Annotated in this window: 16 protein-coding genes and 1 pseudogene; 8 read left to right on the forward strand and 9 right to left on the reverse strand. The window is 69.5% G+C overall.

Features of this window, described 5'->3' with window-relative positions; translation table 11 throughout:
* Positions 1-28 precede the first annotated feature (28 nt).
* Complete coding sequence (locus G6N35_RS15565; protein ID WP_163805064.1) at positions 29-1,303, reverse strand: M18 family aminopeptidase; 1,275 nt, start codon at positions 1,301-1,303, stop codon at positions 29-31.
* A gap of 42 nt (positions 1,304-1,345) precedes the next feature.
* On the opposite strand from G6N35_RS15565, the gene G6N35_RS15570 reads away from it, so the two are divergent.
* Both G6N35_RS15570 and G6N35_RS15575 read left to right on the forward strand, forming a co-directional pair.
* Entirely contained in the window at positions 1,346-2,368 is a 1,023-nt protein-coding gene (locus G6N35_RS15570) for a Dyp-type peroxidase (RefSeq protein ID WP_163805065.1), read from the forward strand.
* The gene (locus G6N35_RS15575; RefSeq protein WP_163805066.1) at positions 2,365-3,162 is read left to right on the forward strand and encodes a family 1 encapsulin nanocompartment shell protein; all 798 of its coding nucleotides are present in this window, start codon (positions 2,365-2,367) and stop codon (positions 3,160-3,162) included. Before G6N35_RS15570 ends, G6N35_RS15575 begins: the two co-directional genes overlap by 4 nt.
* A 77-nt stretch (positions 3,163-3,239) precedes the next feature.
* Here the strand turns inward: G6N35_RS15575 and purQ are convergent, their stop codons facing one another.
* Genes purQ through G6N35_RS15590 form a run of 3 tightly spaced genes read right to left on the reverse strand, consistent with a single transcriptional unit; the run spans position 3,240 to position 4,854 of the window.
* A complete protein-coding gene (gene purQ / locus G6N35_RS15580) occupies positions 3,240-3,911 on the reverse strand; it encodes a phosphoribosylformylglycinamidine synthase subunit PurQ (protein WP_163805067.1) in 672 nt (223 codons plus the stop codon).
* Positions 3,908-4,147 carry a phosphoribosylformylglycinamidine synthase subunit PurS gene (gene purS / locus G6N35_RS15585; RefSeq protein WP_163805068.1) on the reverse strand — a complete coding sequence of 80 codons (240 nt, stop codon included), beginning with the start codon at positions 4,145-4,147 and terminating at the stop codon, positions 3,908-3,910. Before purS ends, purQ begins: the two co-directional genes overlap by 4 nt.
* Positions 4,148-4,200: 53 nt before the next feature.
* Positions 4,201-4,854: an ATPase gene (locus G6N35_RS15590; RefSeq protein WP_163805069.1), complete on the reverse strand. Its 654-nt coding sequence runs from the start codon at positions 4,852-4,854 to the stop codon at positions 4,201-4,203.
* A 33-nt stretch (positions 4,855-4,887) separates the two neighbouring features.
* On the opposite strand from G6N35_RS15590, the gene G6N35_RS15595 reads away from it, so the two are divergent.
* Together G6N35_RS15595 and G6N35_RS15600 are read left to right on the forward strand one after the other, a co-directional pair.
* Positions 4,888-5,526 carry an MBL fold metallo-hydrolase gene (locus G6N35_RS15595; protein WP_163805070.1) on the forward strand — a complete coding sequence of 213 codons (639 nt, stop codon included), beginning with the start codon at positions 4,888-4,890 and terminating at the stop codon, positions 5,524-5,526.
* Complete coding sequence (locus tag G6N35_RS15600) at positions 5,526-6,344, forward strand: SDR family oxidoreductase (protein WP_163805071.1); 819 nt, start codon at positions 5,526-5,528, stop codon at positions 6,342-6,344. The genes G6N35_RS15595 and G6N35_RS15600 overlap by 1 nt, the downstream gene beginning before the upstream one ends.
* Here G6N35_RS15600 and G6N35_RS15605 read toward each other — a convergent pair.
* Both G6N35_RS15605 and G6N35_RS15610 read right to left on the reverse strand, forming a co-directional pair.
* On the reverse strand, positions 6,333-7,037 hold the full coding sequence (locus tag G6N35_RS15605) for a DUF2334 domain-containing protein (RefSeq protein WP_163805072.1): 705 nt from the start codon (positions 7,035-7,037) through the stop codon (positions 6,333-6,335). The two genes, G6N35_RS15600 and G6N35_RS15605, sit on opposite strands and share 12 nt — an antisense overlap.
* A 69-nt stretch (positions 7,038-7,106) precedes the next feature.
* Entirely contained in the window at positions 7,107-7,595 is a 489-nt protein-coding gene (locus G6N35_RS15610) for a glutathione peroxidase (RefSeq protein WP_163805073.1), read from the reverse strand.
* Positions 7,596-7,689: 94 nt separating this feature from the next.
* Between G6N35_RS15610 and G6N35_RS15615 the strand changes: the two genes are divergently transcribed.
* Entirely contained in the window at positions 7,690-8,580 is an 891-nt protein-coding gene (locus tag G6N35_RS15615) for an alpha/beta fold hydrolase (RefSeq protein WP_163805074.1), read from the forward strand.
* A 4-nt stretch (positions 8,581-8,584) separates the two neighbouring features.
* Here G6N35_RS15615 and G6N35_RS15620 read toward each other — a convergent pair whose 3' ends face one another.
* The gene (locus G6N35_RS15620) at positions 8,585-10,690 is read right to left on the reverse strand and encodes a S9 family peptidase (RefSeq protein WP_163805075.1); all 2,106 of its coding nucleotides are present in this window, start codon (positions 10,688-10,690) and stop codon (positions 8,585-8,587) included.
* The gene (locus tag G6N35_RS15625) at positions 10,687-11,592 is read right to left on the reverse strand and encodes a phosphoribosylaminoimidazolesuccinocarboxamide synthase (RefSeq protein ID WP_163805076.1); all 906 of its coding nucleotides are present in this window, start codon (positions 11,590-11,592) and stop codon (positions 10,687-10,689) included. Before G6N35_RS15625 ends, G6N35_RS15620 begins: the two co-directional genes overlap by 4 nt.
* A 51-nt stretch (positions 11,593-11,643) precedes the next feature.
* On the opposite strand from G6N35_RS15625, the gene G6N35_RS15630 reads away from it, so the two are divergent.
* The 3 genes and pseudogenes from G6N35_RS15630 (at position 11,644) to G6N35_RS27635 (ending at position 20,447) form a co-directional block, all read left to right on the forward strand.
* Positions 11,644-12,282 (forward strand): hypothetical protein, encoded by a 639-nt coding sequence (locus tag G6N35_RS15630; RefSeq protein ID WP_163805077.1) that lies wholly within the window; start codon positions 11,644-11,646, stop codon positions 12,280-12,282.
* 76 nt (positions 12,283-12,358) lie between these two features.
* A pseudogene (locus tag G6N35_RS15635) lies at positions 12,359-12,727 on the forward strand (SDR family oxidoreductase); the annotation flags it as partial.
* Positions 12,728-13,001: 274 nt separating this feature from the next.
* Positions 13,002-20,447 (forward strand): beta-propeller fold lactonase family protein, encoded by a 7,446-nt coding sequence (locus G6N35_RS27635; protein ID WP_163805078.1) that lies wholly within the window; start codon positions 13,002-13,004, stop codon positions 20,445-20,447.
* Positions 20,448-20,463: 16 nt separating this feature from the next.
* Here G6N35_RS27635 and G6N35_RS15645 read toward each other — a convergent pair whose 3' ends face one another.
* Positions 20,464-21,678 carry a cytochrome P450 gene (locus G6N35_RS15645; protein WP_163805079.1) on the reverse strand — a complete coding sequence of 405 codons (1,215 nt, stop codon included), beginning with the start codon at positions 21,676-21,678 and terminating at the stop codon, positions 20,464-20,466.
* Positions 21,679-21,681: the final 3 nt, after the last annotated feature.

A 21,681-nucleotide genomic window follows, 5' to 3' on the forward strand; every position in this document is an offset into this window, starting at 1 on the left:
GATCGGGCCGGCGCGCCCACCGCCCGGGTCACGCCGGTGCCAGGAACGCGTGCAGCGCAGCGGCATAGGACACCACGTCGGTGGCACCCATGAGCTCGCGCGCGGAGTGCATGGCCAGCTGCGCGGCGCCGACGTCGACGGTCGGGATGCCGGTACGCGCGGATGTCATCGGGCCGATCGTGGACCCGCATGGCAGGTCGGCGCGGTGTTCGTAGCGTTGCAGCGGCACCCCTGCCTGCCGGCAGGCCAATTCGAACGCCGCGGCGGTGCGGCCGTCGGTGGCGTAACGCAGGTTGGGCTGGACCTTGAGCACCGGACCGCCGTTGACCGCGATCAGGTGGCCGGGCTCGTGCCGATCCGGATAGTTCGGATGAGTGGCGTGGGCCATGTCGCCGGAGGCCACCATCGAGGCGGTCAGGCGGCGCAGGAAGTCTTCCCGATCACCGCCGGCGGCCAGCACGATGCGCTCCAGGGTGGTCAGCAGCAGATCCGATTGCGCGCCGTGATCCGACGTCGAGCCGACCTCCTCGTGGTCGAACAGTGCCAGCACCGGCAGATAACCGGTCGGCTCGGCGGCCAGGAACGCCTCCAGTCCGGCGTAGCAGGTGCCCTGGTTGTCCAGCCGTGGCGCGCTGACGAACTCGCCGCCCACCCCGATGAGCGCCGACGGCGTCAGATCGTGGGTCATCAGATCGGCCGACAGCACGTCGGCCGGGTCCACACCGGCCCACTTGGCGGCGTAGTCGAGGAACGAGCGCGGGGTGGTACCCAAGCCCCACACCGCGTTGACGTGCCGCTGCGGGTCCAGCTTGACCGCGCCGCGGTCCTCGGCGAGGTGGATGGCCAACTGCGGCACCCGCAGGATCGGCTCGTCGATGAGGACGAGCAGGTGTGACACCCCACCCTCGGCGTCGGGGTCGCGCACCGACAGCCGGCCACTGGCCCCGAGGTCGCGATCGAGCCAGGAATTCAGCCAGGCCCCGCCGTAGGGTTCCAGGGCCACCACCTGCCAGCCGGCCACTACCCGGTCGGGATGCTGCTTGACGCGCAGGTTGGGGCTGTCGGTGTGGCCACCGACGATCCGAAACGGCCGGTCGGGATCCCCGCTGGAATCCCAGGCCACCAGCGAGCCGGCTCGCACCGTGAAGTAGCGGCCCTTGCGATCCGGCCAGCGGTCGGTCTCGGCCAACTCGGTGTAGCCCGCGGCGGTCAGACGGCGCGCGGCCGTCTGGCAGACGTGGAACGGCGACGGCGACGCGTCGATGAACTCACACAGCCCGTGTGCACTGGCCCCAGTCGACATGTTCACCATCATGTCCGACGGCGCAGCCATTAGGGTCGAACGGTGCCCTCCCCGCAACCGCAACCGGTTCTCGCGCCGTTGACGCCGGCGGCCATCTTCCTGGTGGCCACCATCAACCCCGGTGGTGAGGCCGTCGTCCACGACGCGCTGGGTGAGCTTTCCGGCCTGGTTCGGGCGATCGGCTTCCGTGATCCGACCAAGCACCTGTCGCTGGTGACCTCGATCGGCTCCGACGCCTGGGATCGGTTGTTCGCCGGCCCGCGGCCCGCGGAGTTGCATCCCTTCGTCGAGTTGCGCGGCGCCCGCCACCACGCCCCGTCCACCCCGGGGGATCTGCTCTTCCACATCCGCGCCGAGGTTCTCGACGTCTGTTTCGAGCTGGCCGGCCGGATCGCCAAGTCGATGGCCGGTGCCATCACGATCGTCGACGAGGTGCACGGCTTCAAGTTCTTCGACAACCGCGATCTGCTCGGCTTCGTCGACGGCACCGAGAACCCGGACGGCCAGATCGCCCTGGCCGCCAGCCAGATCGGCGATGAGGATCCGGACTTCACCGGCGGTTGTTATGTGCACGTGCAGAAGTACGTCCACGACATGGGGTCGTGGGAGTCGCTGTCGGTCACCGAGCAGGAACGCGTCATCGGCCGCACCAAGCTCGACGACATCGAACTCGACGATGACGTCAAGCCCGGCAATTCCCATGTGGCACTGAACGTCATCGAGGATGCGGACGGCACCGAACTGAAGATCGTCCGCGCCAACATGCCGTTCGGTGAGGTCGGCAAGGGTGAGTACGGCACCTACTACATCGGCTACTCGCGCACCCCGGCGGTCACCGAGCAGATGCTGGAGAACATGTTCATCGGCAGCCCGCCCGGCAACACCGACCGCATCCTGGATTTCTCCACCGCACTGACCGGCAACCTGTTCTTCACCCCCGTCGTCGACTTCCTCGACGATCCACCACCGCTGCCCACCACCCCGGCCCCGGCAGCACCTCCGGCCCCCGCCGCCCCTGCGGACGGCTCACTGGCGATCGGCAGCCTGAAAGGACACACCCGATGAACAACCTGTACCGCGAACTCGCTCCGGTTACCGAATCCGCCTGGGAGGAAATCGAACTCGAGGCCACCCGGACCTTCAAGCGACATATCGCCGGGCGGCGCGTCGTCGACGTCAGCGGGCCGGGCGGCCCCGTCACCGCGGCGGTGAGCACCGGCCACCTACAGCAGGTGGGCGCACCCGCCGACGGCGTGGTCGCCCATCTGCGCGAGGCCAAACCGCTTGTGCGCCTGCGTGTTCCGTTCACCGTGTCGCGTAGCGCCATCGACGACGTCGAACGCGGTTCGCAGGACTCCGACTGGGATTCGGTGAAGGAGGCGGCCAAGAAGCTGGCCTTCGTCGAGGACCGCGCGATCTTCGAGGGGTATGCGGCCGCCGCCATCGACGGTATCCGCGGCTGCAGTTCCAACCCGGCGCTGGCGCTGCCTGCCGATCCGCGCGAGTACCCCGATGTGGTCGCCCAGGCGCTCTCCGAGCTGCGGCTGGCCGGTGTGGACGGACCGTATTCGGTGCTGCTGTCGGCCGAGGCCTACACCAAGGTCAGCGAGACCACCGAGCACGGCTACCCGATCCGCGAGCACCTGAATCGGCTGGTCGACGGTGAGATCATCTGGGCTCCGGCCATCGACGGAGCCTTCGTCCTGAGCACCCGCGGCGGTGATTTCGATCTGCAGCTGGGCACCGACGTGTCGATCGGCTACCTGCAGCACGACGCCGAGACAGTTCAGCTCTACCTGGAGGAGACGCTGACGTTCCTCTGCTACACCGCCGAGGCATCAGTCGCGCTGACGCCCTAGCTGGTCGCGAGCATGCGTGTCGGTACCGCGACACGCCGTCGCCGGCGTACCGGGGCGCACGCTCGCCGGCGAAAGCCTCAGACCAGGACGGCGTCGAGCACGGAGTAGAACAGGCCGAGCCCGTCATCGGACGGGCCGGTCAACGGCTCGGTGGCGTGCTCGGGATGCGGCATCAGGCCGACGACACGGCCGTTGGCCGAACTGACGCCGGCGATGTCGCGCATCGAGCCGTTGGCGTTCTCGGCGTAGCGGAACACCACCCGGCCCTCGCCCTCGAGCTCGTCGAGCACGGCTTCGCTGGCCACGTAGCGGCCCTCGCCGGACTTCAGCGGCACCAGCAGCTCCGCGCCCGCCTCGTAGCGCGAGGTCCACGCCGTGGTGACGGAGTCGACCTTCAGCCAGACGTCGCGGCAGATGAAGTGCAGGCCCGCGTTGCGGGTGAGCGCGCCGGGCAGCAGCCCGGCCTCGCAGAGCACCTGGAAGCCGTTGCAGATACCCAGCACCGGTAGCCCCCGGCCGGCGGCTGCCACCACCTCGCCCATCACCGGGGCGAACTTTGCGATCGCACCGCAGCGCAGGTAGTCGCCGTAGGAGAACCCGCCGGGGACGACGACGGCGTCGACACCCTTGAGGTCGGCGTCGGCGTGCCACAGGCTCACCGCCTCGGCGCCGGCCAGCCGGACCGCACGGGCGGCGTCGACGTCGTCGAGGGTGCCAGGGAAGGTGATGACGCCGACGCGGGCGCTCACGACGGTTCCCGGGTGACCGTGAAGTCCTCGATCACGGTGTTGGCGAGCAGCGATTCGGCGATCTCGGTGAGCTGGGCGTCGGTGACCGAATCATCGACTTCCAACTCGAATCGCTTGCCCTGCCGGACATCTGAGATGCCGGCGTGGCCGAGCCGGCCCAGCGCGCCGACGATCGCCTGGCCCTGTGGGTCCAGGATCTCGGCCTTGGGCATGACGTTGACAACCACCCGGGGCACTACGAGCTCCTCGCTGACGACGGTGACTGGTGCGGCTCAACTGTACCGGCGCGCTACGGGCAGGACCCGATATAGGCCGTGCACAGCGGTGCGCCGAGGGTGTCGAGCACGGTTTCGTCGCTCGGCGACGGCCACGGCGTCAGCGGCGGCGAGCTCGACCACAGGGCCAGCTCGGTGATCGTGCTGTTGGCCGGGTTGGCCACCAGGTACTGGTGCAGGATCATCGGTCCGCTGACCACGGCGGCCATCCGGTCGGGCCCCAGGACGGTCAGCGACGGCGACTGTCCGGGGCTGGTCCGCTGACAGGCCCGCAGCGCCGTGACGGCCGCGTTGAACACGTCCTCGGCCAGCTGACCGCCCCGCCACGTCTCGCCGCGCCAGTGCACCACCTGGGCCTGCAGCTGCCATTGCCCGTCGGGGTTGGCCACCGTGGCCCGTTCGGCCACGGCGTAGCCGCGGGGATCGGCCGGCACCGGCGGGCTGGCGCAGAGGTCCTCGAACCGGAACCGCGGCGAGGGCGCGGTCACCGCCAGGCCGGGCAGCCGCGGCCAGACGTAGCGGGGGTTCAGCGGGATCGCCCACGGCGAGATCCAGGCGGCCTCGGGAATCCGGTCGCAGGCCGGTGGGCAGTTCTGCGGATCGGCGGCAGCCGGGGGCGCAACGGCCAGCCCGCAGGCTGCTAACAGCACAGCAAGGACCATCCGCATCGTGACGCCTCCCCTGAGCGCACAATCGTAAGCATGGAATTGACGCATTTCGGGCATTCGTGCCTTCTTGCCGGGTTCGGCGGCGCCACGCTGTTGTTCGATCCCGGCAACTTCTCCCACGGTTTCGAGGGCATCACCGGGCTTTCGGCAATTCTGATCACCCACCAGCACCCCGATCACGCCGATCGTGAGCGGCTGCCCGCGCTCCTCGAGGCGAATCCCGGCGCCGCGCTCTACGCCGACCCGGCCACTGCCGCCGAGCTCGGCGGTGCCTGGCAGGCGGTGCACGTCGGTGACGAGCTGAGTGTCGACGGCCTGACCATCCGCGGGGTGGGCGGCCGGCATGCCGTCATCCATCCCGAGATCCCGGTGATCGACAACATCTCCTATCTGGTGGGCGACGACGAGCACCCGGCTCGGCTGATGCATCCGGGCGACGCCCTGTTCGTGCCGGATGAGCCGGTGGACGTGCTGGCCACCCCGGCCGCTGCACCCTGGATGAAGATCTCCGAGGCCGTCGACTACCTGCGCGCCGTGGCGCCGGCGCACGCCGTCCCGATCCATCAGGGTGTGGTGGCACCGGAGGCCCGCGGTATCTACTACGGGCGTCTCACCGAGATGACCGACACCGACTTCCGCGTCCTGCCCGAAGAGAACTCGGTGCGGTTCTGATGGGCTCCCCAACGCACACAGCGGATCTCGAGCGGCTGTTCGGGCTGTCCGGCAAGACCGCTCTGGTCACCGGTGGCACCCGGGGTATCGGGATGATGATCGCCCGCGGCCTACTGCAGGGGGGCGCCCGGGTGATCGTGAGCTCGCGGAAGGCTGACGCCGTCGCGCAGGCGGTGCAGGCGTTGTCGGAGTTCGGTGCGGTGCGCGGTATCCCGGCCGACCTGTCCCGCCAGGAAGAGTGCGCACGGTTGGCCGCCGAGGTCACCGCCGACACCGACGCGCTGCACATCCTGGTCAACAACGCCGGAGCCACCTGGGGTGAACAGCTGGCGAGCTTCCCGGCCTCGGCGTGGGACAAGGTTCTCGACCTCAACCTCAAGTCACCGTTCTGGATGGTCCAGGCGCTGCTGCCCGCGCTGCGGGCGGCCGGCACTCAGGACGATCCCGCACGGGTCATCAACGTGGGCAGCATCGACGGTATCCACGTGCCGGCTCTGCCGGTGTACTCCTACTCGGCCAGCAAGGCGGCGCTGCACCAGCTGACCCGCGTTCTGGCCAAAGAACTTGGACCGCAGCACATCACGGTCAATGCGGTGGCCCCTGGACCGTTCCCATCGAAGATGATGGCAGCCACCCTGGACGCCTTCGGTGACGCCATCGCGGCGTCGGCCCCGCTGCGGCGCATCGGCCGCGACGACGATATGGCCGGAGTGGCGATCTTCCTGGCCAGCCGCGCCGGCTCGTACGTGAACGGGGCGATCATCCCGGTCGACGGCGGGATCGCGACGACGGCCAGCGGGTCGGGCTCAAGCCGCTGAGGTGGCGGGCAGGCCGGCTGCCCAGCGGTACACCGTGGGTGTGCAGCTGTGCATCAGGGCCAGGTCGACGACGTCGAGCATGGCCTGGCGCGGCCCGGGCTTACGTAGTTGCCGGGCGGCAACGGCCACCCGGACGACGCCGGCCCGCCGCGCTGTCCGCTCAGCAGAGAGCACCAGCGTGCGGCACCACCACGGCTCGGTGAGAAAGCCTTCGCCGATGCCGAGCACCCGGCCGCGCGTCGTCGTACCGCCGACCAGGTCGGTGACCCCGTGCAGATCGGCCAGTAACCGAAAGCCGTTGCGCGGCAATGCTGTCACAGTTCCTGCGGAAACCGTCCAGCCCGGGGCGGCGAACAGGCGGGTGCGTAGACCGACGTGCTCGAGCACCCGGTCGGCGCCCATCAGCCGCAAATTGGCTTCGTGGGCGGGCAGGGTGGCGAACTCGCCGCGGCGCTTCTTGGTGGCGGCCTCGTCGAACCCGTGCATCACCACCGCGTCCCCGTCGGCGCGGCGGCGCCGGATCCAGTCGACGGTGACCGGGTCGGCGTCCAGCCGGTAGCCGTTCTTCAGCCGCGGTGCCACCAGCAGTGACACCGGCACGCCACGGGAATCCAGTACCGAGCAGAACTCGTCGACATCGGCGAGCGTGCGCTCGCAGATCCCGGACACCGACACGATGAGTTGTCCAGCCACGGTGGGAAGTCTGACAACTCCAGGTGTCCGAGCGGTTGCGTCCATCGAGATGTCAGACGTCCATCCGGGTCAGCCTGGCAGTACGGCCTCGATCGCGGCGACCACCTCAGGCGCGTCGGGTTCGGTGCGCGGCCGGAATCGGTTGACCACCTGACCGCCGGGAGCGATCACGAACTTCTCGAAATTCCACTGGATGTCACCGGCCTGCCCCTCGGCGTCGGCGGTCTTGGTGAGCTCGGCATACAGCGGGTGCCGGTCGTCGCCGTTGACATCGGTCTTGGCCAGCAACGGGAAGCTCACCCCGTAGGTCGTCGAACAGAACGTGGCGATCTCTTCGGGCGTGCCCGGTTCCTGGCCCATGAACTGGTTGCACGGCACGCCGATCACGGTCAGGCCGCGCTCGGCGTAGTCGCGGGCCAGCTGCTCCAAGGCACCGTACTGCGGGGTCAGCCCACACTTGGAGGCGACGTTCACCAGGAGGATCGCCCGGTCGGCATAGTCGCCCAGCGAGGTGGACTTGCCGTCGAGCGTGGTCAGCGGGATATCGGTGAGAGCCATGCCTGTGACGGTACCGGGCGCGACGGCCGCGGCGGCGTCTGCTAGTCAGGAATGGCACCACCCGCACCACCAGCACCGACCAATGGAGTGACCAGTGACCCAGACATCACCGCCGCCGCAGCTCAGCATTCCGGTAGCGGGTCTCACCCTGTGCGCCGACGCCTACGGAGACCCCGCGGCCCACCCGGTCGTGCTCCTGCACGGCGGCGGCCAGACCCGGCACTCCTGGACCAAGACCGCCGCCGACCTCGGCGCCCAGAACTGGTACGCGCTGACCGTCGACCTGCGGGGACACGGTGACAGCGGATGGTCGCCCGACGGCGCCTACCCCCTGGACCGATTCGCCGACGACGTAGTACGCATCACCGAATTCCTCGGCCGGCCGCCGATTCTGGTCGGCGCGTCCCTCGGTGGCATCTCCTCGCTGGCCGCCCTCGGACTGCGCCCCGATCTGGCCCTGGGCCTGGTGCTCGTCGATGTGTCACCGTTCCTGCAACCCGCGGGCACCAGCAAGATTCGTGACTTCATGCTGGGCCGCGCCAAGGAGGGCTTCGCGTCGTTGGAAGAGGCCGGTGACTATGTAGCGGCCTACCTGTCGCATCGGCCGCGCCCGAAGAACCTCGACGGCCTCAAGCGCAATCTGCGCGAGAGGAACGGACGCTGGTACTGGCACTGGGATCCGGAATTCCTGGCCTCCCCGGAAGACCAAGCGGTGCAACGCAACACGCTGACCGACCCGGCCTGGCTCGGCGCTGCCGCCGGTACGTTGCGAATACCGACGCTGCTGGTTCGCGGCGGCAAGTCCGACGTGCTGAGCATCGAGGACTCGATCCGGTTCCTGAACCTGGTCCCGCACGCCGAGTTCGCCACGGTGGCCGACGCCCACCATATGGTCGCCGGGGACGACAATGCCGTGTTCGAGCAGGTGCTGTGGGACTTCCTGGACCGCCGGGTGCGGTCCAGACTCGCCCTGCTCGAGGGCTGACGGTCTAGGACTGCGGTCCGTAGTGCTGCCGGTCGGCGGTCGCCAGCAGCCAGGAGTACTGGAATGCGGCTTCCTTCCAGCGCTCGTAGCGCCCGCTGGTACCGCCGTGCCCGGCGGCCATCTGCGTCTTGAGCAAGACCGGATGACTGTCGGTCTTGGTGTGCCGCAGCGCGGCAACCCATTTCGCCGGTTCCACGTAGAGCACCCGGGTGTCGTTGAGCGAGGTCATCGCCAAGATCGCCGGATAGTCCTTGGCCTCGACGTTCTCGTACGGCGAGTAGGACTTCATGTAGAAGTAGACGTCGGAGTTTTCCAACGGATTTCCCCACTCGTCCCACTCGGTCACCGTCAGCGGCAGGGACGGGTCCAGGATGCTGGTCAACGGGTCGACGAACGGAACCTGGGCCAGGATGCCGGCGAACAGGTGCGGCGCGAGGTTGGCCACCGCCCCCATCAACAGGCCACCGGCGCTGCCGCCCAGCGCCACCAGGTTCTGTGGCCGGGTCAGCCCGGTGTCGACGAGGTGTTGTGCGACGGCGATGAAGTCGGTGAAGGTGTTGCGCTTCTCCAGCAGCTTGCCGCGCTCGTACCAGAGCCGACCCATCTCACCACCACCGCGGACGTGGGCGATCGCGAACACCATTCCGCGGTCCAGCAGCGAGAGCCTGGCCACCGAGAACCGCGGATCCTCGGAGGACTCATAGGCCCCGTAGCCGTACAGCACTGTGGGCGCCGGGAAGTCGATCCCGTTACGGTACACCAGCGAGATCGGGATGCGGGTGCCATCCTCGGCGAGCGCCCAGTCCCTGCGCTCGACGTAGTCGTCGCGGCGGTAGCCGCCGAGAACCGGCTGCTCGCGCAGCAGCGTGCGCTCACCGCTGGCCAGGTCCAGGTCGTAGATCCGCAGCGGGGTGATGAACGACGTGGTGCCGACCCTCAGCTTGGGTGCCGACCAGTTCGGGTTGCCCGCCAGGCCGGCCGACGTCAGCTCCGAGTCGAACGCGATCTCCTCCGGCGTTCCGTACCCGTCGGATTCAATGGGCCACAACTGGATTCGCGGTAGCGCCTCGCGGCGGTAGCTGACCACCAGGTGATCAGCGAACGCGTCGACGCCGTCGAGCCGGACGTCGTCGCGAGCGGCGATCAGGGTGCGCTGCGCCGTCGGGTCGGCCACCGGCGCTTCGACCAGGGTGAAGTTCACCGCACCGTCGTTGTGCAGGATCAGGAAGCGGTCCTGCCCATCGACGACGGCATGCTCCACCGAGTACTCGACGCCGTCGCGGCGGGCCAGGACAGTGGTGAAGGTGGCCGCCGGGTCGGCGGCGTCGGCGAACATCACCTCGGAGGTGATCGAGGAGCCGGCCGCGATGATCACGTACTTGTTGCTGCGGGTGCGCCCGACGCCGATCCAGAACCGTTCATCGGGCTCGTGGAACACCTGCTCGTCGGGCTGATCGGAGCCAAGGCGGTGCCGCCACACAGTGTCCGGGCGCCAGGCCTCGTCCACCGTGGTGTAGTAGACGGATTCGTTGTCGGCGGCCCACGTCACTCCCGAGGAGATGCCGGCGATCTCGTCCGGGTACAGCTCGCCGGTGCGTAAGTCCTTGAACCGCAGCGTGTATCGCTCGTCACCGACCACGTCGACGGAGTAGGCGATCAGATTGCCGTCCAGGCTCACGCTGGCGGCACCGAGCGCGAAGAACTCGTGGCCGTCGGCCTCGGCATTCTCGTCGAGCAGCACCTGCTCGCCGGGGATGTCGGTGTGCTCGTCGAACACCGGCGGGTTCCAGTCATCGGGGTCGGCGACCGGGCAGCGGCAGTGCACGCCGTACTGCTTGCCCTCGAAGCTGCGCCCGTAGTACCACCAGTCGCCCCGACGGGTGGGCACCGACAGGTCGGTCTCCTTGGTGCGGGACTTGATCTCGTCGAAGATCTTCTGCCGCAGGGGTTCGAGGTAGTCGGTGGCCTGATCGGTGTAGGCGTTCTCGGCTTCCAGGTGCGCGATCACCTCGGGGTCGGCCTTGTCCCGCAGCCATTCGTAGGGATCGACGAAGACGTCGTCGTGGTGGACGCGGGTGGTGTCGACGCGCTTGGCGACGGGCGGGTTCATGCGGTGGGTCCGATCCAGTCGGCGAATGACAATCCTGAAATACGTTCGTAGGCTTCGATATAGCGGGCCCGGGTGGCCGCGATGATGTCGTCAGGCAATGCAGGCGGCGGCACCGACCCGTAGCGGTCCCAGCCCGATTCGGGACCGGTGAGCCAGTTGCGGACGAACTGCTTGTCGAAGCTGGGCTGCACCACACCCTGGGTGTAGCTGTCGGCGGGCCAGTATCGCGACGAGTCCGGAGTGAACACCTCGTCGGCGAGCACCACCCGGTCGTCGGCGTCCACGCCGAATTCGAACTTGGTGTCGGCGATGATGATGCCCTTGGTCAGGGCGTGGTCGGCGGCCCGGGTGTAGATCTGCAGCGTGCGTTCTTTGAGCTGATTGGCGCGGACCGCACCGACCAGATCGATGACCTGAGCGAACGAGATGTTCTCGTCATGCTCGCCGAACTCCGCCTTGGAGGCGGGGGTGAACAGCGGGGTCTCGAACTTGCTGGCCTCGCCAAGGCCGGGCGGCAGCGGGATGCCGCAGACCGAGCCGGTGCGCTGGTAGTCGAGCAGACCCGACCCGGTCAGGTAGCCGCGGGCCACGCACTCCACCGGCACCATCTCCAGGCGGCGCACCACCAGGGCCCGGCCCAGCACCTCGCCGGGAATGCGCGGGTCATCCGGTGGGCCGGCCAGGTGGTTGGGAGCCTGAATGTGCTCCGAGAGGTAGTCGAAGAAGAACACGCTCATCGCGGTCAGGATGCGGCCCTTGTCCGGGATGAGGCTGTCCAGGATGTAGTCGAAGGCCGAGATGCGGTCGCTGGCGACGAACAACAGGTGTTCGTCGTCGATGGAAAAGATCTCGCGGACCTTGCCGCTGGCCAGATGTTGATAGTCGCTCAGAGCGGGGCGCATCGCGTCAGCCTATCGGCCGCCGAGACGGGGCGACTGTGCTGGGATCGAGCCATGAGATCGCGGTTCCTGCCGTATGCCACCACTCCGGGACGACTGCTGGTGCAGGTGGTCAGCGACCTGCTGGTCGCGCTGTGGATCGTCCTCTGGGTCGGCGTAGGCCTGGGCGTGCATTCGGCGATCGCCACCATCTCCAGCGTGGGACGCCAGGTCAACGACAGCGCCACCGGCCTGTCGGACAACCTGCATTCGGCGGGCGACAGCGTGCACGGCGTGCCGTTGATCGGGGACACCATGTCCAAGCCGTTGCGAGCCGCCAGCGAGGCCGCGCTCGATCTGGCCGGGGCCGGGCATCAGTTGGACAGCACGGCAGCGTGGCTGGCGGTGCTGCTGGCGATCGCGGTGGCAGCCCCACCGATCCTGGCGGTGGGCATGCCGTGGCTGTTCCTGCGGATCCGGTTCTTCCGGCGCAAGTGGACGGTGATCGCGCTGACCCGCACCCCGGCCGGCGAGCAGCTGCTGGCCCTGCGGGCGTTGGCCAACCGCCCGTTGCGCAAACTCACCGAAATCAGCACCGACCCGGTCGGCGCGTGGCGCCACGATGACCCGATGGCGATCCGCGGACTGGCCGCCCTCGAACTGCGGTCGGCGGGTGTCGCCCCGCCGCGGTACTGGCGCGGGCCGCAGGCCTAGCAGCCCTCGGTGAGCCGGCCGCACGTGTTCGACGCGCACTTCCACATCATCGACCCGCGCTTCGAACTGGTGCCCAATGACCAGCTCGGCCCAGGGACTGGTCGGGCGCGGTGGCGACGGAAGCGCGGCGATGTTCGCGTATGCGGCCGCCAAGCACGGCGTGGTCGGACTGATGCGTTCTGCGGCAAATGCTTACGCGCAGCACAACATTCGTGTCAACACTGTGCACCCGACCGGGGTGGCGACACCGATGATCATGAACGAGTTCACCGCCAGCAGGATTCGGGAGAACCCGAACGGGTCGAGGTTGTCCGCCAATCTGCTTCCGGTGCCGTATGTGGAGTCCGAGGACGTCACCAACGCGGTGATGTGGTTGGTGAGCCCCAAGTCGCGCCACGTGACCGGTGTGGCCCTGCCGGTCGATGCCGGTCACACCGTGATGTGAATCCGCCTTGCCAGACTCGACGTAGCAAATAGCCACAAAAGTCAATTCTGGGAGTTGCTGTCATTTGGCTGTGACTGTCGCAATTACCGACGATTCCACGAAACAGCTGGCTATCTCAATTTCTGCGGCTCCTCGGAGCGTTCTCGCACATCGCTGATGCGTTTACTCCTGAAAGCTATGAATCCATTGGAGCTACCGCACGGAAAGTGGCTCCATGTGCTTTCATGCACAAGCGGCGCCTGGGGTGGGCGCTGTGCTGTGGAGGGAGAACACTGTGACCGTTGCCGCTACCGGCTCAGATGATCGCGCGGCGGGCGGCGGCGGTGCGGCCCGGGTGAGCTCGGCCCGATATGTGGGTCGGGTGGGAGCGCTGGCGATCGCGCTGGGCGTCGGTGCCGGGATCGCGGCTCTGCCCGCCGTGGCATGGGCCGACGGCGGATCCTCGTCGAGTTCGTCCGATGCCGGTCCTTCGCGGACCAGCGGGCACACCGGCCGCACCCCAGCCAAGCCGGCCAAACCGTCGTCGTCATCGTCCACCAAGAGCAGCACCTCGGGGGCGGCAGCGGCTTCTGGCACCGCCTCCGGTGGCACAAACCGCTCGGTGATTACGGCCACCAGCGCCGCCGACAGACCGCGCTCGACGGGTACCACAGCGCGAACGAGTGCACTGAGCACTCCCGTCGCCGCGGCGCCGTCCCCCACGGGATCCGGTACCCGCCCCGGTGAACCCGCCGCCGCGGCCTACCTGCTGCCCGCCACCGCCTACACCCGGCGTGAAACCGTCAGCGCCTCGGCAGTCGCCTGGCAGCCGGGCAGCATCATCGCGATCTTCATCAGCAACGGCACCGCCGAGCACCCCGACGCCGGGCTGCTGCTGGGCACCGGATTCAGTTACGACGCCAGCACCTGCACCGGCAACACCGCCTGCAACGGTGGCCGGGCCGGACTGTTCGGTGACGGCGGCAACGGTTACAACGGCGGCAATGGCGGCTCGGCCGGCTGGTTCGGCAACGGCGGCGACGGCGGGGCGGGCCTGCCTGGCCAAGCTGGCGGCACCGGCGGCCAAGGTGGTCTGTTCAGCGGTAAAGGCGGCAGCGGCGGCGCCGGCGGCAACGCCACGACGACCGGTCAGGCCGGCGGTGCAGGAGGCGACGGCGGCGACGCCGGAGCGTTGTCGCTGTGGGGCGACGGCGGTGCCGGCGGTGCCGGCGGCAAGGGCGACGCCGCGGCCGGTGGCGCCGGTGGAACGGGCGGCAGCAGCGCCACAGCGTTGTGGGGCAAGGGCGGCGCCGGCGGGCGTGGCGGGGACGGCACCTCCGGTGCCCGAGGCGGCGACGGCGGTCGCGGCGGCCTCCTCCTCGGCAACGGCGGTAGTGGCGGAACCGGTGGAGCTGCGCTGAGCACCAATGGAATTGGTGGCCGTGGCGGCGACGCCGGAGACGTCGGTGCGCTGTCGGTGTGGGGCTATGGCGGACATGGCGGCGACGGCGGGAACGGAGCGCCCGGCGCCACAGGCCAGGACGGAACGAACGCCGGCGATTCCGGCGGAACAGGCACCGCGGGTGGCGCCGGGGGTGCCGGCGGTGCCGGCGGCGACGGCAGCTGGATCATCGGAGCGGGCGGTGCTGGCGGAGCCGGGGGTACCGGCGGCAAGGGCGGTACCGGCGGCAAGGGCGTCAAGGGCACCAATGCCACCGTCGCCGGCGAGGACGGGGGCAACGGCGGGGATGGCGGAGCCGGCGGCACCGGCGGGGCGGGCGGCAACGGCGGGCAGGGCGGATCTGGCCGAACTCTGTTGCTGTTCAATCGATCAGGGCAAACCGGAGCAGGCGGCAAGGGCGGCGACGGCGGCGCATCCGGCACACCCGGGGACGGCGGCAACGGAGCGGCCGGCAATGCCACTACCCCCACCGGTGGCGATGGCGGCGACGGCGGAGATCCTGGCGCGCCGGGCCAAGGCGGCGCGGGTGGCACCGGCAGCACTCCCGGCCAGAACGGTGCGACCGCCGCGGCCCTCACCTCCGGGGGTAATGGCGGAACCGGCGGTGCGGGCTACAACGCGGCCGTCGATACCACCGCGGCCGCGGGAACCAACGGCGGCAACGGCGGTAAGGGCGGCAACGGCGGCGCGGTCGGTAACGGCGGGGCCGGCGGGGCAGGCGGCGACGGCAAAGCGGGCGACTCCAGCACGCCCGGCGGCACGGGTGGTGCCGGCGGCTCCGGTGGTGACAGCGGGACCGTGGCAGGCAATGGCGGAGCGGGCGGCGCGGGTGGCAACGGCGGTAACGGGGCCACCGGCGCTGCCGGCGCCAACGGCGGCACGACGGCTGCGCCCCTCGTCGTCATCGGATCTCCCATCTCCGTCGGCCAATACCCGTTCTGGGTTGCGTTCAGCCCCGACGGCACCCACGCCTACGTCACCAACAGCGGCACCGGGACGGTGTCGATCATCGACACCGCCACCAACAGCGTCAGCGGTAGTTTCACCGGCGGAGACAACCCAAATACCGTCGTACTCAACAGCGATGGCACCCGCGCCTACATCACGAACAACAACAGCACCGGAACGGTGACGGTGGTCAACACCGGCACTGGCGCAACGATCGGCACCGTCCCCGTTGGATCCAACCCGCTGGGGATGGCACTCAGCCCCGACGGCAGCAGCGTCTACGTCGCACGCCTCATCGGCGGCGGGCTTTCGGTGATCAGCACCGCCAGCAATACGATCACCGACACGATCCCGGTCAGCTACCCCGGCTTTGTGGGGCTCAGCCCGGACGGCGGCACTGCGTACATCACCAACCCCCTCAACGACACGGTGTCGGTGCTCGACATCGCCACGAAGACCGTCACCGCCACCATCGGTGTCGGCGAGAACCCGATCGTTCTGGCAGTCAACTCCCAAGGCACCCGCGCCTACGTCGGCAACGCGCGCGCCAACACGGTGTCGGTGATCGACCTCGCAACTGAGGAAGTCGTCGCCACCATCCCCGTCGGCAATACTCCATACGGGGTGGCGGTCAGCCCTGACGGCACCCGCGCCTACGTGGCAAACCGGTCCAGCAATTCGGTCTCGGTGATCGACACTGCCACCAACACCGTCATCGACACCGTGGCCGTGGGCCAATCTCCGAACGGAGTGACAGTCAGCCCCGGTGGCAACCTGGTCTACGTCACCAACCTCGATGACAACTCGGTGACGGTGCTCGGCGCTTCTCAGAACGCCACCGACGGCGCATCCGGCACCGCGGGCGGGTCCGGTGGCGCTGGTGGAACGGGCGGGAAAGCATTGTCGGCCAACGGAACCGGTGGCCATGGTGGTTCTGGTGGCATCGGAGGCAGCGGCGGCACCGGCGGGGTCGGCGGAAACGGAGCAGACGCCACCGCGCTACTAGCCGCCGGAACCGGCGGACAGGGTGGCATCGGAGGCACCGGCGGTACGGGCGGCGCCGGCGGCGCAGGCGGGGCGGCCACCAATGGCGGAACCCAAGGCGCCGCAGGGGCGGGCGGAAGTGGCGGTAACGCCGGACAAGGCGGCAACGGCGGAAACGGTGGCAACGGCAGCGCCGCATACCCAACCGGCGGAGACGGCGGAAACGGCGGCGCACCAGGCACATTCGGCGCCGGCGGGCTCAACGGCGACGGTAACGGCTCAGCAGCGAACGGCAACCCCGCCACCTCAGGCGGCAACGGAGGCAACGGAGGCAACGGCTACGACGCCGCCACCGACGTCACCGCACTGGCCGGAACCAACGGCGGCAACGGCGGAAACGGCGGCAACGGCGGCGCGGTCGGCAACGGCGGCCAAGGCGGAGCCGGCGGTGGCGGTAAAGCCGGTGACGCGACCCACGCAGGCGGCAACGGCGGTACCGGCGGCATCGGCGGCGACAGCGGCGCGACGGCCGGCAATGGCGGAGCGGGAGGTGCGGGCGGCGCCGGTGCGCCTGGCGCCGACGGCCTCTCGACAGCGTTGCCGCTGAGCCAGGTCGCGGCCGCCATCCCGGTCGGCAACTCGCCGTTGGGAGTCGCGGTCAGCCCTGACGGCGCCCGGATCTATGCCGTGAACGAGGGCGGCAATTCGGTGTCGGTGATCGACGCGGCCACCAACACCGTCGCCGCCACCATCGCCGTCGGCAGCACCCCCTTCGACGTGGCGGTCAGCCCGGACGGCACCCGCGCCTACGTTACGAACGCCGGCGGTGGCACGGTTTCGGTGATCGATACCAGCACCAATACCGTTGTGGGCAGCCCGATATCTGTCGGGCCCGACTCCGGCCCGGTGGCCATTGCGGTGACGCCCGATGGAACACGTGCCTACGTCGCGAACCAGTACAACAGCACAGTGTCGGTGATCGATCTCGAGACCCTTGCCGTCACCGCTATCTCCATCCCGAACGGTAGCGGCGCCAACAGCATTGCCGTGACGCCCGATGGAACCCGCGTGTACGTCACCAACAGCGGAAGTGGCACCGTCTCGGTGATCAGCACGGCGACCAATTCGGTCATCGGCGATCCCATCACCGTCGGCACCAACCCGACCGGAGTGGCCATCAGCCCCGACGGCACCCGCGTCTACATCACCAACAACTACGACAGGGTCTCGGTGATCGATACCGCCACCAACACAGTCGTCGGCACTCCCATCACCGTCGGTGACAATCCAGCAGGCTTGGCGGTAAGCCCTGATGGGAAGACCGTCTATGTCGCCAATCGCAATAGCCGGTCAGTGTCGGTGATCGACACCGCGACCAATACCGTGCAGGAGATTCCCATCGGATCGTCCGCCACGCCGTGGGACGTGGCGATCAGCCCCAACGGCACCCGCGGCTACGTCACCAATTCCTTTGGCACGAACGCGGTGGTGGTGCTGACCCCACCCCAGAACGGGGTCAACGGTGCCAATGGCACCGCGGGCGGAAGCGGCGGCAACGGCGGAAGCGGCGGAAAGGCGCTGTCCACCAACGGCACTGGTGGCGGCGGTGGTACCGGCGGATCCGGCGGTAACGGCAGCTCGGGCGGGGCGGGTGGCAATGGCGAGGATGCCACCGCGTACGCGGCCGCCGGCACCGGGGGCGCAGGCGGCAGCGGAGCCAACGGCGGCAACGGCGGCTCGGGCGGAGCCGGAGGCTCGGCCAGTACCGTCGTTCTCGCAGGCGTTGCGGGCCAAGGCGGAAATGGTGGTAACGCCGGACAAGGCGGCAACGGCGGAAACGGTGGTGACGGCAGCGCCGCATACCCCACCGGCGGAAACGGCGGAAACGGCGGCGCACCAGGAACATTCGGCGCCGGCGGGCTCAACGGCGACGGCAACGGCTCAGCGGCGAACGGCAACCCCGCCACCTCAGGAGGCAACGGCGGTAACGGCGGCAACGGATACGACGCGGCCGCCGACGTCACCGTACTGGCCGGAACCAACGGCGGCAACGGCGGAAACGGCGGCAACGGCGGAGCAGTCGGCAACGGCGGGTCGGGCGGCGTCGGCGGCAACGGTGCGGCCGGAAGCTATGGCACCAGCCAGAACCCGACCGGCGGCGACGGTGGCAGTGGCGGCAGAGGAGGCGACGGCGGCAAAGGTGGCGCTCTTTCCGGCAATGGCGGAGACGGCGGCCAAGGTGGCTCCGGCGGCAACGGCGGCAGCGGCGGTCAAGGTGCGCCCGGGGCTGATTTCGATCTGTCTACGTCAAACCTCAACGGCGGCAAGGGAAGCACCGGGGGTTCGGGCGGAAATGCGGGTGCGGGCGGAGCTGGTGGAAACGGTGGCGTCGGCGGTGGCAACGGTGGACTTCAGGGCCTTGGCGCTAACGGTGGCTCGGCAGGTGTTGCCGGCGTTGGCGGCCAAGGCGGACAGGGCGGTACGGGCTACAGCCCATCTGACCCGTTGACAATCTTCTTCTTCGGCATCAATGGCGGCAGCGGTGGCGCCGGCGGCACTGGCGGCACAGGCGGTTCCGGCGCTGCCGGTGGCCAAGGCGGCGCGGGTCGGGTCAACGGCGTCACGGGAACCGACAGCAACGGGGGCGCCGGCGGAAAGGGTGGTACCGGCGGCACTGGCGGCAACGGCGGCACCGGTACAAGCGGCACCGATAGCACCGCCGCCGGCACCGGTGGAGGAGCCGGAGGCCAAGGTGGACTAGGCGGCAACGCAGGCGCCGGTGGCACCGGCGGAGTCGGCGGTAGCGGAGGCGGCACCACCGGCTTGCAAGGCGTGGGCGGTCAGGGCGGTTCCGGCGGATCGGCAGGCACGGGCGGCCAAGGCGGTGCCGGCGGCACCGGCTATAGCGGCGGAGTCGGGGAGGACGCCACGGCAGGCGGAACCGGCGGAACCGGCGGAACGGGTGGTTCCGGCGGCGCCGGCGGCCAAGGCGGCGCGGGTCGCAGCAGCGGCGCCGCAGGCACTGACAGCAACGGCGGCACCGGCGGCATCGGCGGCACTGGCGGGGCGGGCGGAACCGGCGGCACCGGGACCCGCGGCACCGACAGCTCGTCTTCCGGCGTCGCCGGAACCAGTGGGGGCACGGGCGGCAGCGGCGGTGCTGGCGGAACCGGCGGCACCGGCGGCACCGGTGGTAGCGGTGGCGGCACCACCGGATTGCAAGGAGTCGGTGGTCAGGGCGGCTCGGGCGGCTCTGCCGGTTCCGGCGGCCAAGGCGGAGCTGGCGGCAGCGGCTACAACGCGCCCGACGGAAGCGGCAACGCGGGAACCAACGGCGGAACGGGCGGAACCGGCGGAACCGGCGGTGCCGGGGGCACCGGCGGCACGGGCGGAACCGGTCGTACCGCGGGTTCCGCAGGTAGCAATAGCAACGGTGGCGCCGGCGGTACCGGCGGCACCGGCGGCACCGGTGGCGGTGGATCCGCTCTCATCGCTGACGCCGGTTTCATCGTATTTTCACCGCCAGGCGGCTCGGGCGGTCGAGGTGGCGCCGGCGGCAGCGGTGGTGCGGCGTCAGGCACGGCCGTCAACGGCTCCGGTGGCAACGGCGGAACTGGCGGGAACGGCGGATCCGGCGGAGACTACATCGCCTTCCAGACCGCGACCTTCGGCTTTGACTTCGCCGACGGGGGCGGTGGTGGTGGCGGTGGTGCGGGCGGCGTCGGTGGCAACGCCGGAAACGGTTCTGGCGCAACCGGTAGCGGTGGCACCGGTGGAACCGGCGGTGCAGGAGGTCACGGCGGCTCCGCGAATTACGGCACGGGCACCACCATCGACAACTTCACCTACCTGACCGCCGCCGGCGGCGGAACTGGCGGGTCAGGTGGCGCGGGCGCCACGGCATCGGGGGCTACCGGCGGTAAAGCCGGCGGCGGCGGTGGCGGCGGCAGCGGCGGTGGCGCAGGCATCGTTGAGAGTCAACTCGGCTCCAGTGGCGGCGACGGCGGCGGCGGTGGTGGTGCCGCATCCAGCTCTGGTGTCGCCGGGAACGGCGGTGCGGGCGGGGATGCCGTCTCATTCACCAACGGCTCACCGTCAGCGGCGTGGAATGGAGGTGCGGGCGGCATCGGCGGGGCGGGCACCGGCGGTGGCGGCGGAGCCGGCGCCGACGGAATTGACACACCGCGCACAGATGGGGCGGCTGGCGGAGGCGGCGCCAGCGGCGGTCACGGCGGTAGCAACGATGGCTTCCCCGCAGGCGGCAACGGAGGCGCCGTCGGCGGCAATGGCGGCCAAGGCGGCAATCCCGGATCTCTCATCGGAGGTACATCGGGGCAGTCAGCCTGACCTTGACGACCCGCGGCTACGGTCGCAATTCGACGAACAGGTGCCGGATTCCGGTGTGCCGGTTACTGCGCGCCCACTCCACCGGCTTGACCACGCGGACTTCATCGAACCGGCTCAGTAACTCTTCGTAGAGCACCCGCAGCTCGAGGCGGGCCAGGTTGGCACCCAGGCAGTAGTGCACGCCCTGACCGAAACCCAAGTGCAGGTTGGGTTTACGGCCCACATCGAAGCGATCGGCATCGGCGAATACCGCGGCGTCGCGGTTGGCCGAGCCCTCCCACACCAGCACCTTCTGCCCAGCCTTGATCGCCTGGCCACCCAGTTCGGTGTCCCGGGTCGCGGTGCGCCGCTTCGACGGCGACGGCGAGGTCCACCGGATCATCTCCTCGATCGCCGTCGGCAACAACTCGCGATCATCCTGCAGTCGCCGGTACTGGTCCGGGTTCTGCGCCAGGGCAAGCAGTCCCCCGGCCACCCCGTTGCGGGTGGTCTCCGCCCCAGCGCTGAACAGCAGCGAAAAGAACATGTACAACTCGAGATCCGACAACGGATCAGCGGTGGCATTGGCCACCACCGACAGCATGTCGTCGGTCGGCTGTGTCCGCTTGGCCGCGATCAACTCCATGCCGTAGGCGAACATCCGCGATCCGGCGTCCTCGACTGAGAGCGTGCCCACCTCGCCGCGCCGGGAATCGCCGAAGTCGAAGGTCGGCTCGATGGCCTGGAACAACCAATGCCGTTCGCTCTCCGGCACTCCCAGCAGGATGCAGATCATCTGCATCGGCAGTTCGGCGGCGACGTCGACCAGGAAGTCGAAGGCCACCCCCGGGTCGACCTCGTCCAGTAGCGCCCGCGCGCGGGCACGCAGGTCGTCTTCGACGCGGCGGATCATCCGCGGTGTCAGACCCGAACTGACCAGCCGCCGGATGTGGGCGTGCCGCGGGTCGTCCATCATGTTCAGCACCTGGCCGGCGATCGGCAGGTCCTGCAACAGGGTGCCGCCGTAGGGCCGCTCTCCCCCGGTCACCGACGAGTACGTGCCGGCATCACGCAGCACCGCAAGGGTTTCCGGATGGGTCGCCACCGACCAGAAACCCTCACCGTCGGGGGTGTTGACGGTCGGCTCGTGCCAGTACACCGGCGCCTCACGGCGATGGATCGCGAACAGGTCGTGGGGAAACCCGTCAGCGAAGTTGTCCAGGTCCGTGAAGTCGATGTCCTTGAGCACCATGGG

Origin of the sequence: Mycolicibacterium anyangense, from assembly GCF_010731855.1 — a bacterium.
In the GTDB taxonomy this organism is placed as follows: domain Bacteria; phylum Actinomycetota; class Actinomycetes; order Mycobacteriales; family Mycobacteriaceae; genus Mycobacterium; species Mycobacterium anyangense.

Bases quoted from the DNA above. Each gene is read 5' to 3' on its own strand.
- G6N35_RS15565 (WP_163805064.1), bottom strand. From the start codon at position 1,303: ATGTCGACTGGGGCCAGTGCACACGGGCTGTGTGAGTTCATCGACGCG.
- G6N35_RS15575 (WP_163805066.1), top strand. From the start codon at position 2,365: ATGAACAACCTGTACCGCGAACTCGCTCCGGTTACCGAATCCGCCTGG.
- G6N35_RS15590 (WP_163805069.1), bottom strand. From the start codon at position 4,854: ATGCGGATGGTCCTTGCTGTGCTGTTAGCAGCCTGCGGGCTGGCCGTT.
- G6N35_RS15595 (WP_163805070.1), top strand. From the start codon at position 4,888: ATGGAATTGACGCATTTCGGGCATTCGTGCCTTCTTGCCGGGTTCGGC.
- G6N35_RS15600 (WP_163805071.1), top strand. From the start codon at position 5,526: ATGGGCTCCCCAACGCACACAGCGGATCTCGAGCGGCTGTTCGGGCTG.
- G6N35_RS15610 (WP_163805073.1), bottom strand. From the start codon at position 7,595: ATGGCTCTCACCGATATCCCGCTGACCACGCTCGACGGCAAGTCCACC.
- G6N35_RS15620 (WP_163805075.1), bottom strand. From the start codon at position 10,690: ATGAACCCGCCCGTCGCCAAGCGCGTCGACACCACCCGCGTCCACCAC.
- G6N35_RS15625 (WP_163805076.1), bottom strand. From the start codon at position 11,592: ATGCGCCCCGCTCTGAGCGACTATCAACATCTGGCCAGCGGCAAGGTC.
- G6N35_RS15630 (WP_163805077.1), top strand. From the start codon at position 11,644: ATGAGATCGCGGTTCCTGCCGTATGCCACCACTCCGGGACGACTGCTG.
- G6N35_RS15645 (WP_163805079.1), bottom strand. From the start codon at position 21,678: ATGGTGCTCAAGGACATCGACTTCACGGACCTGGACAACTTCGCTGAC.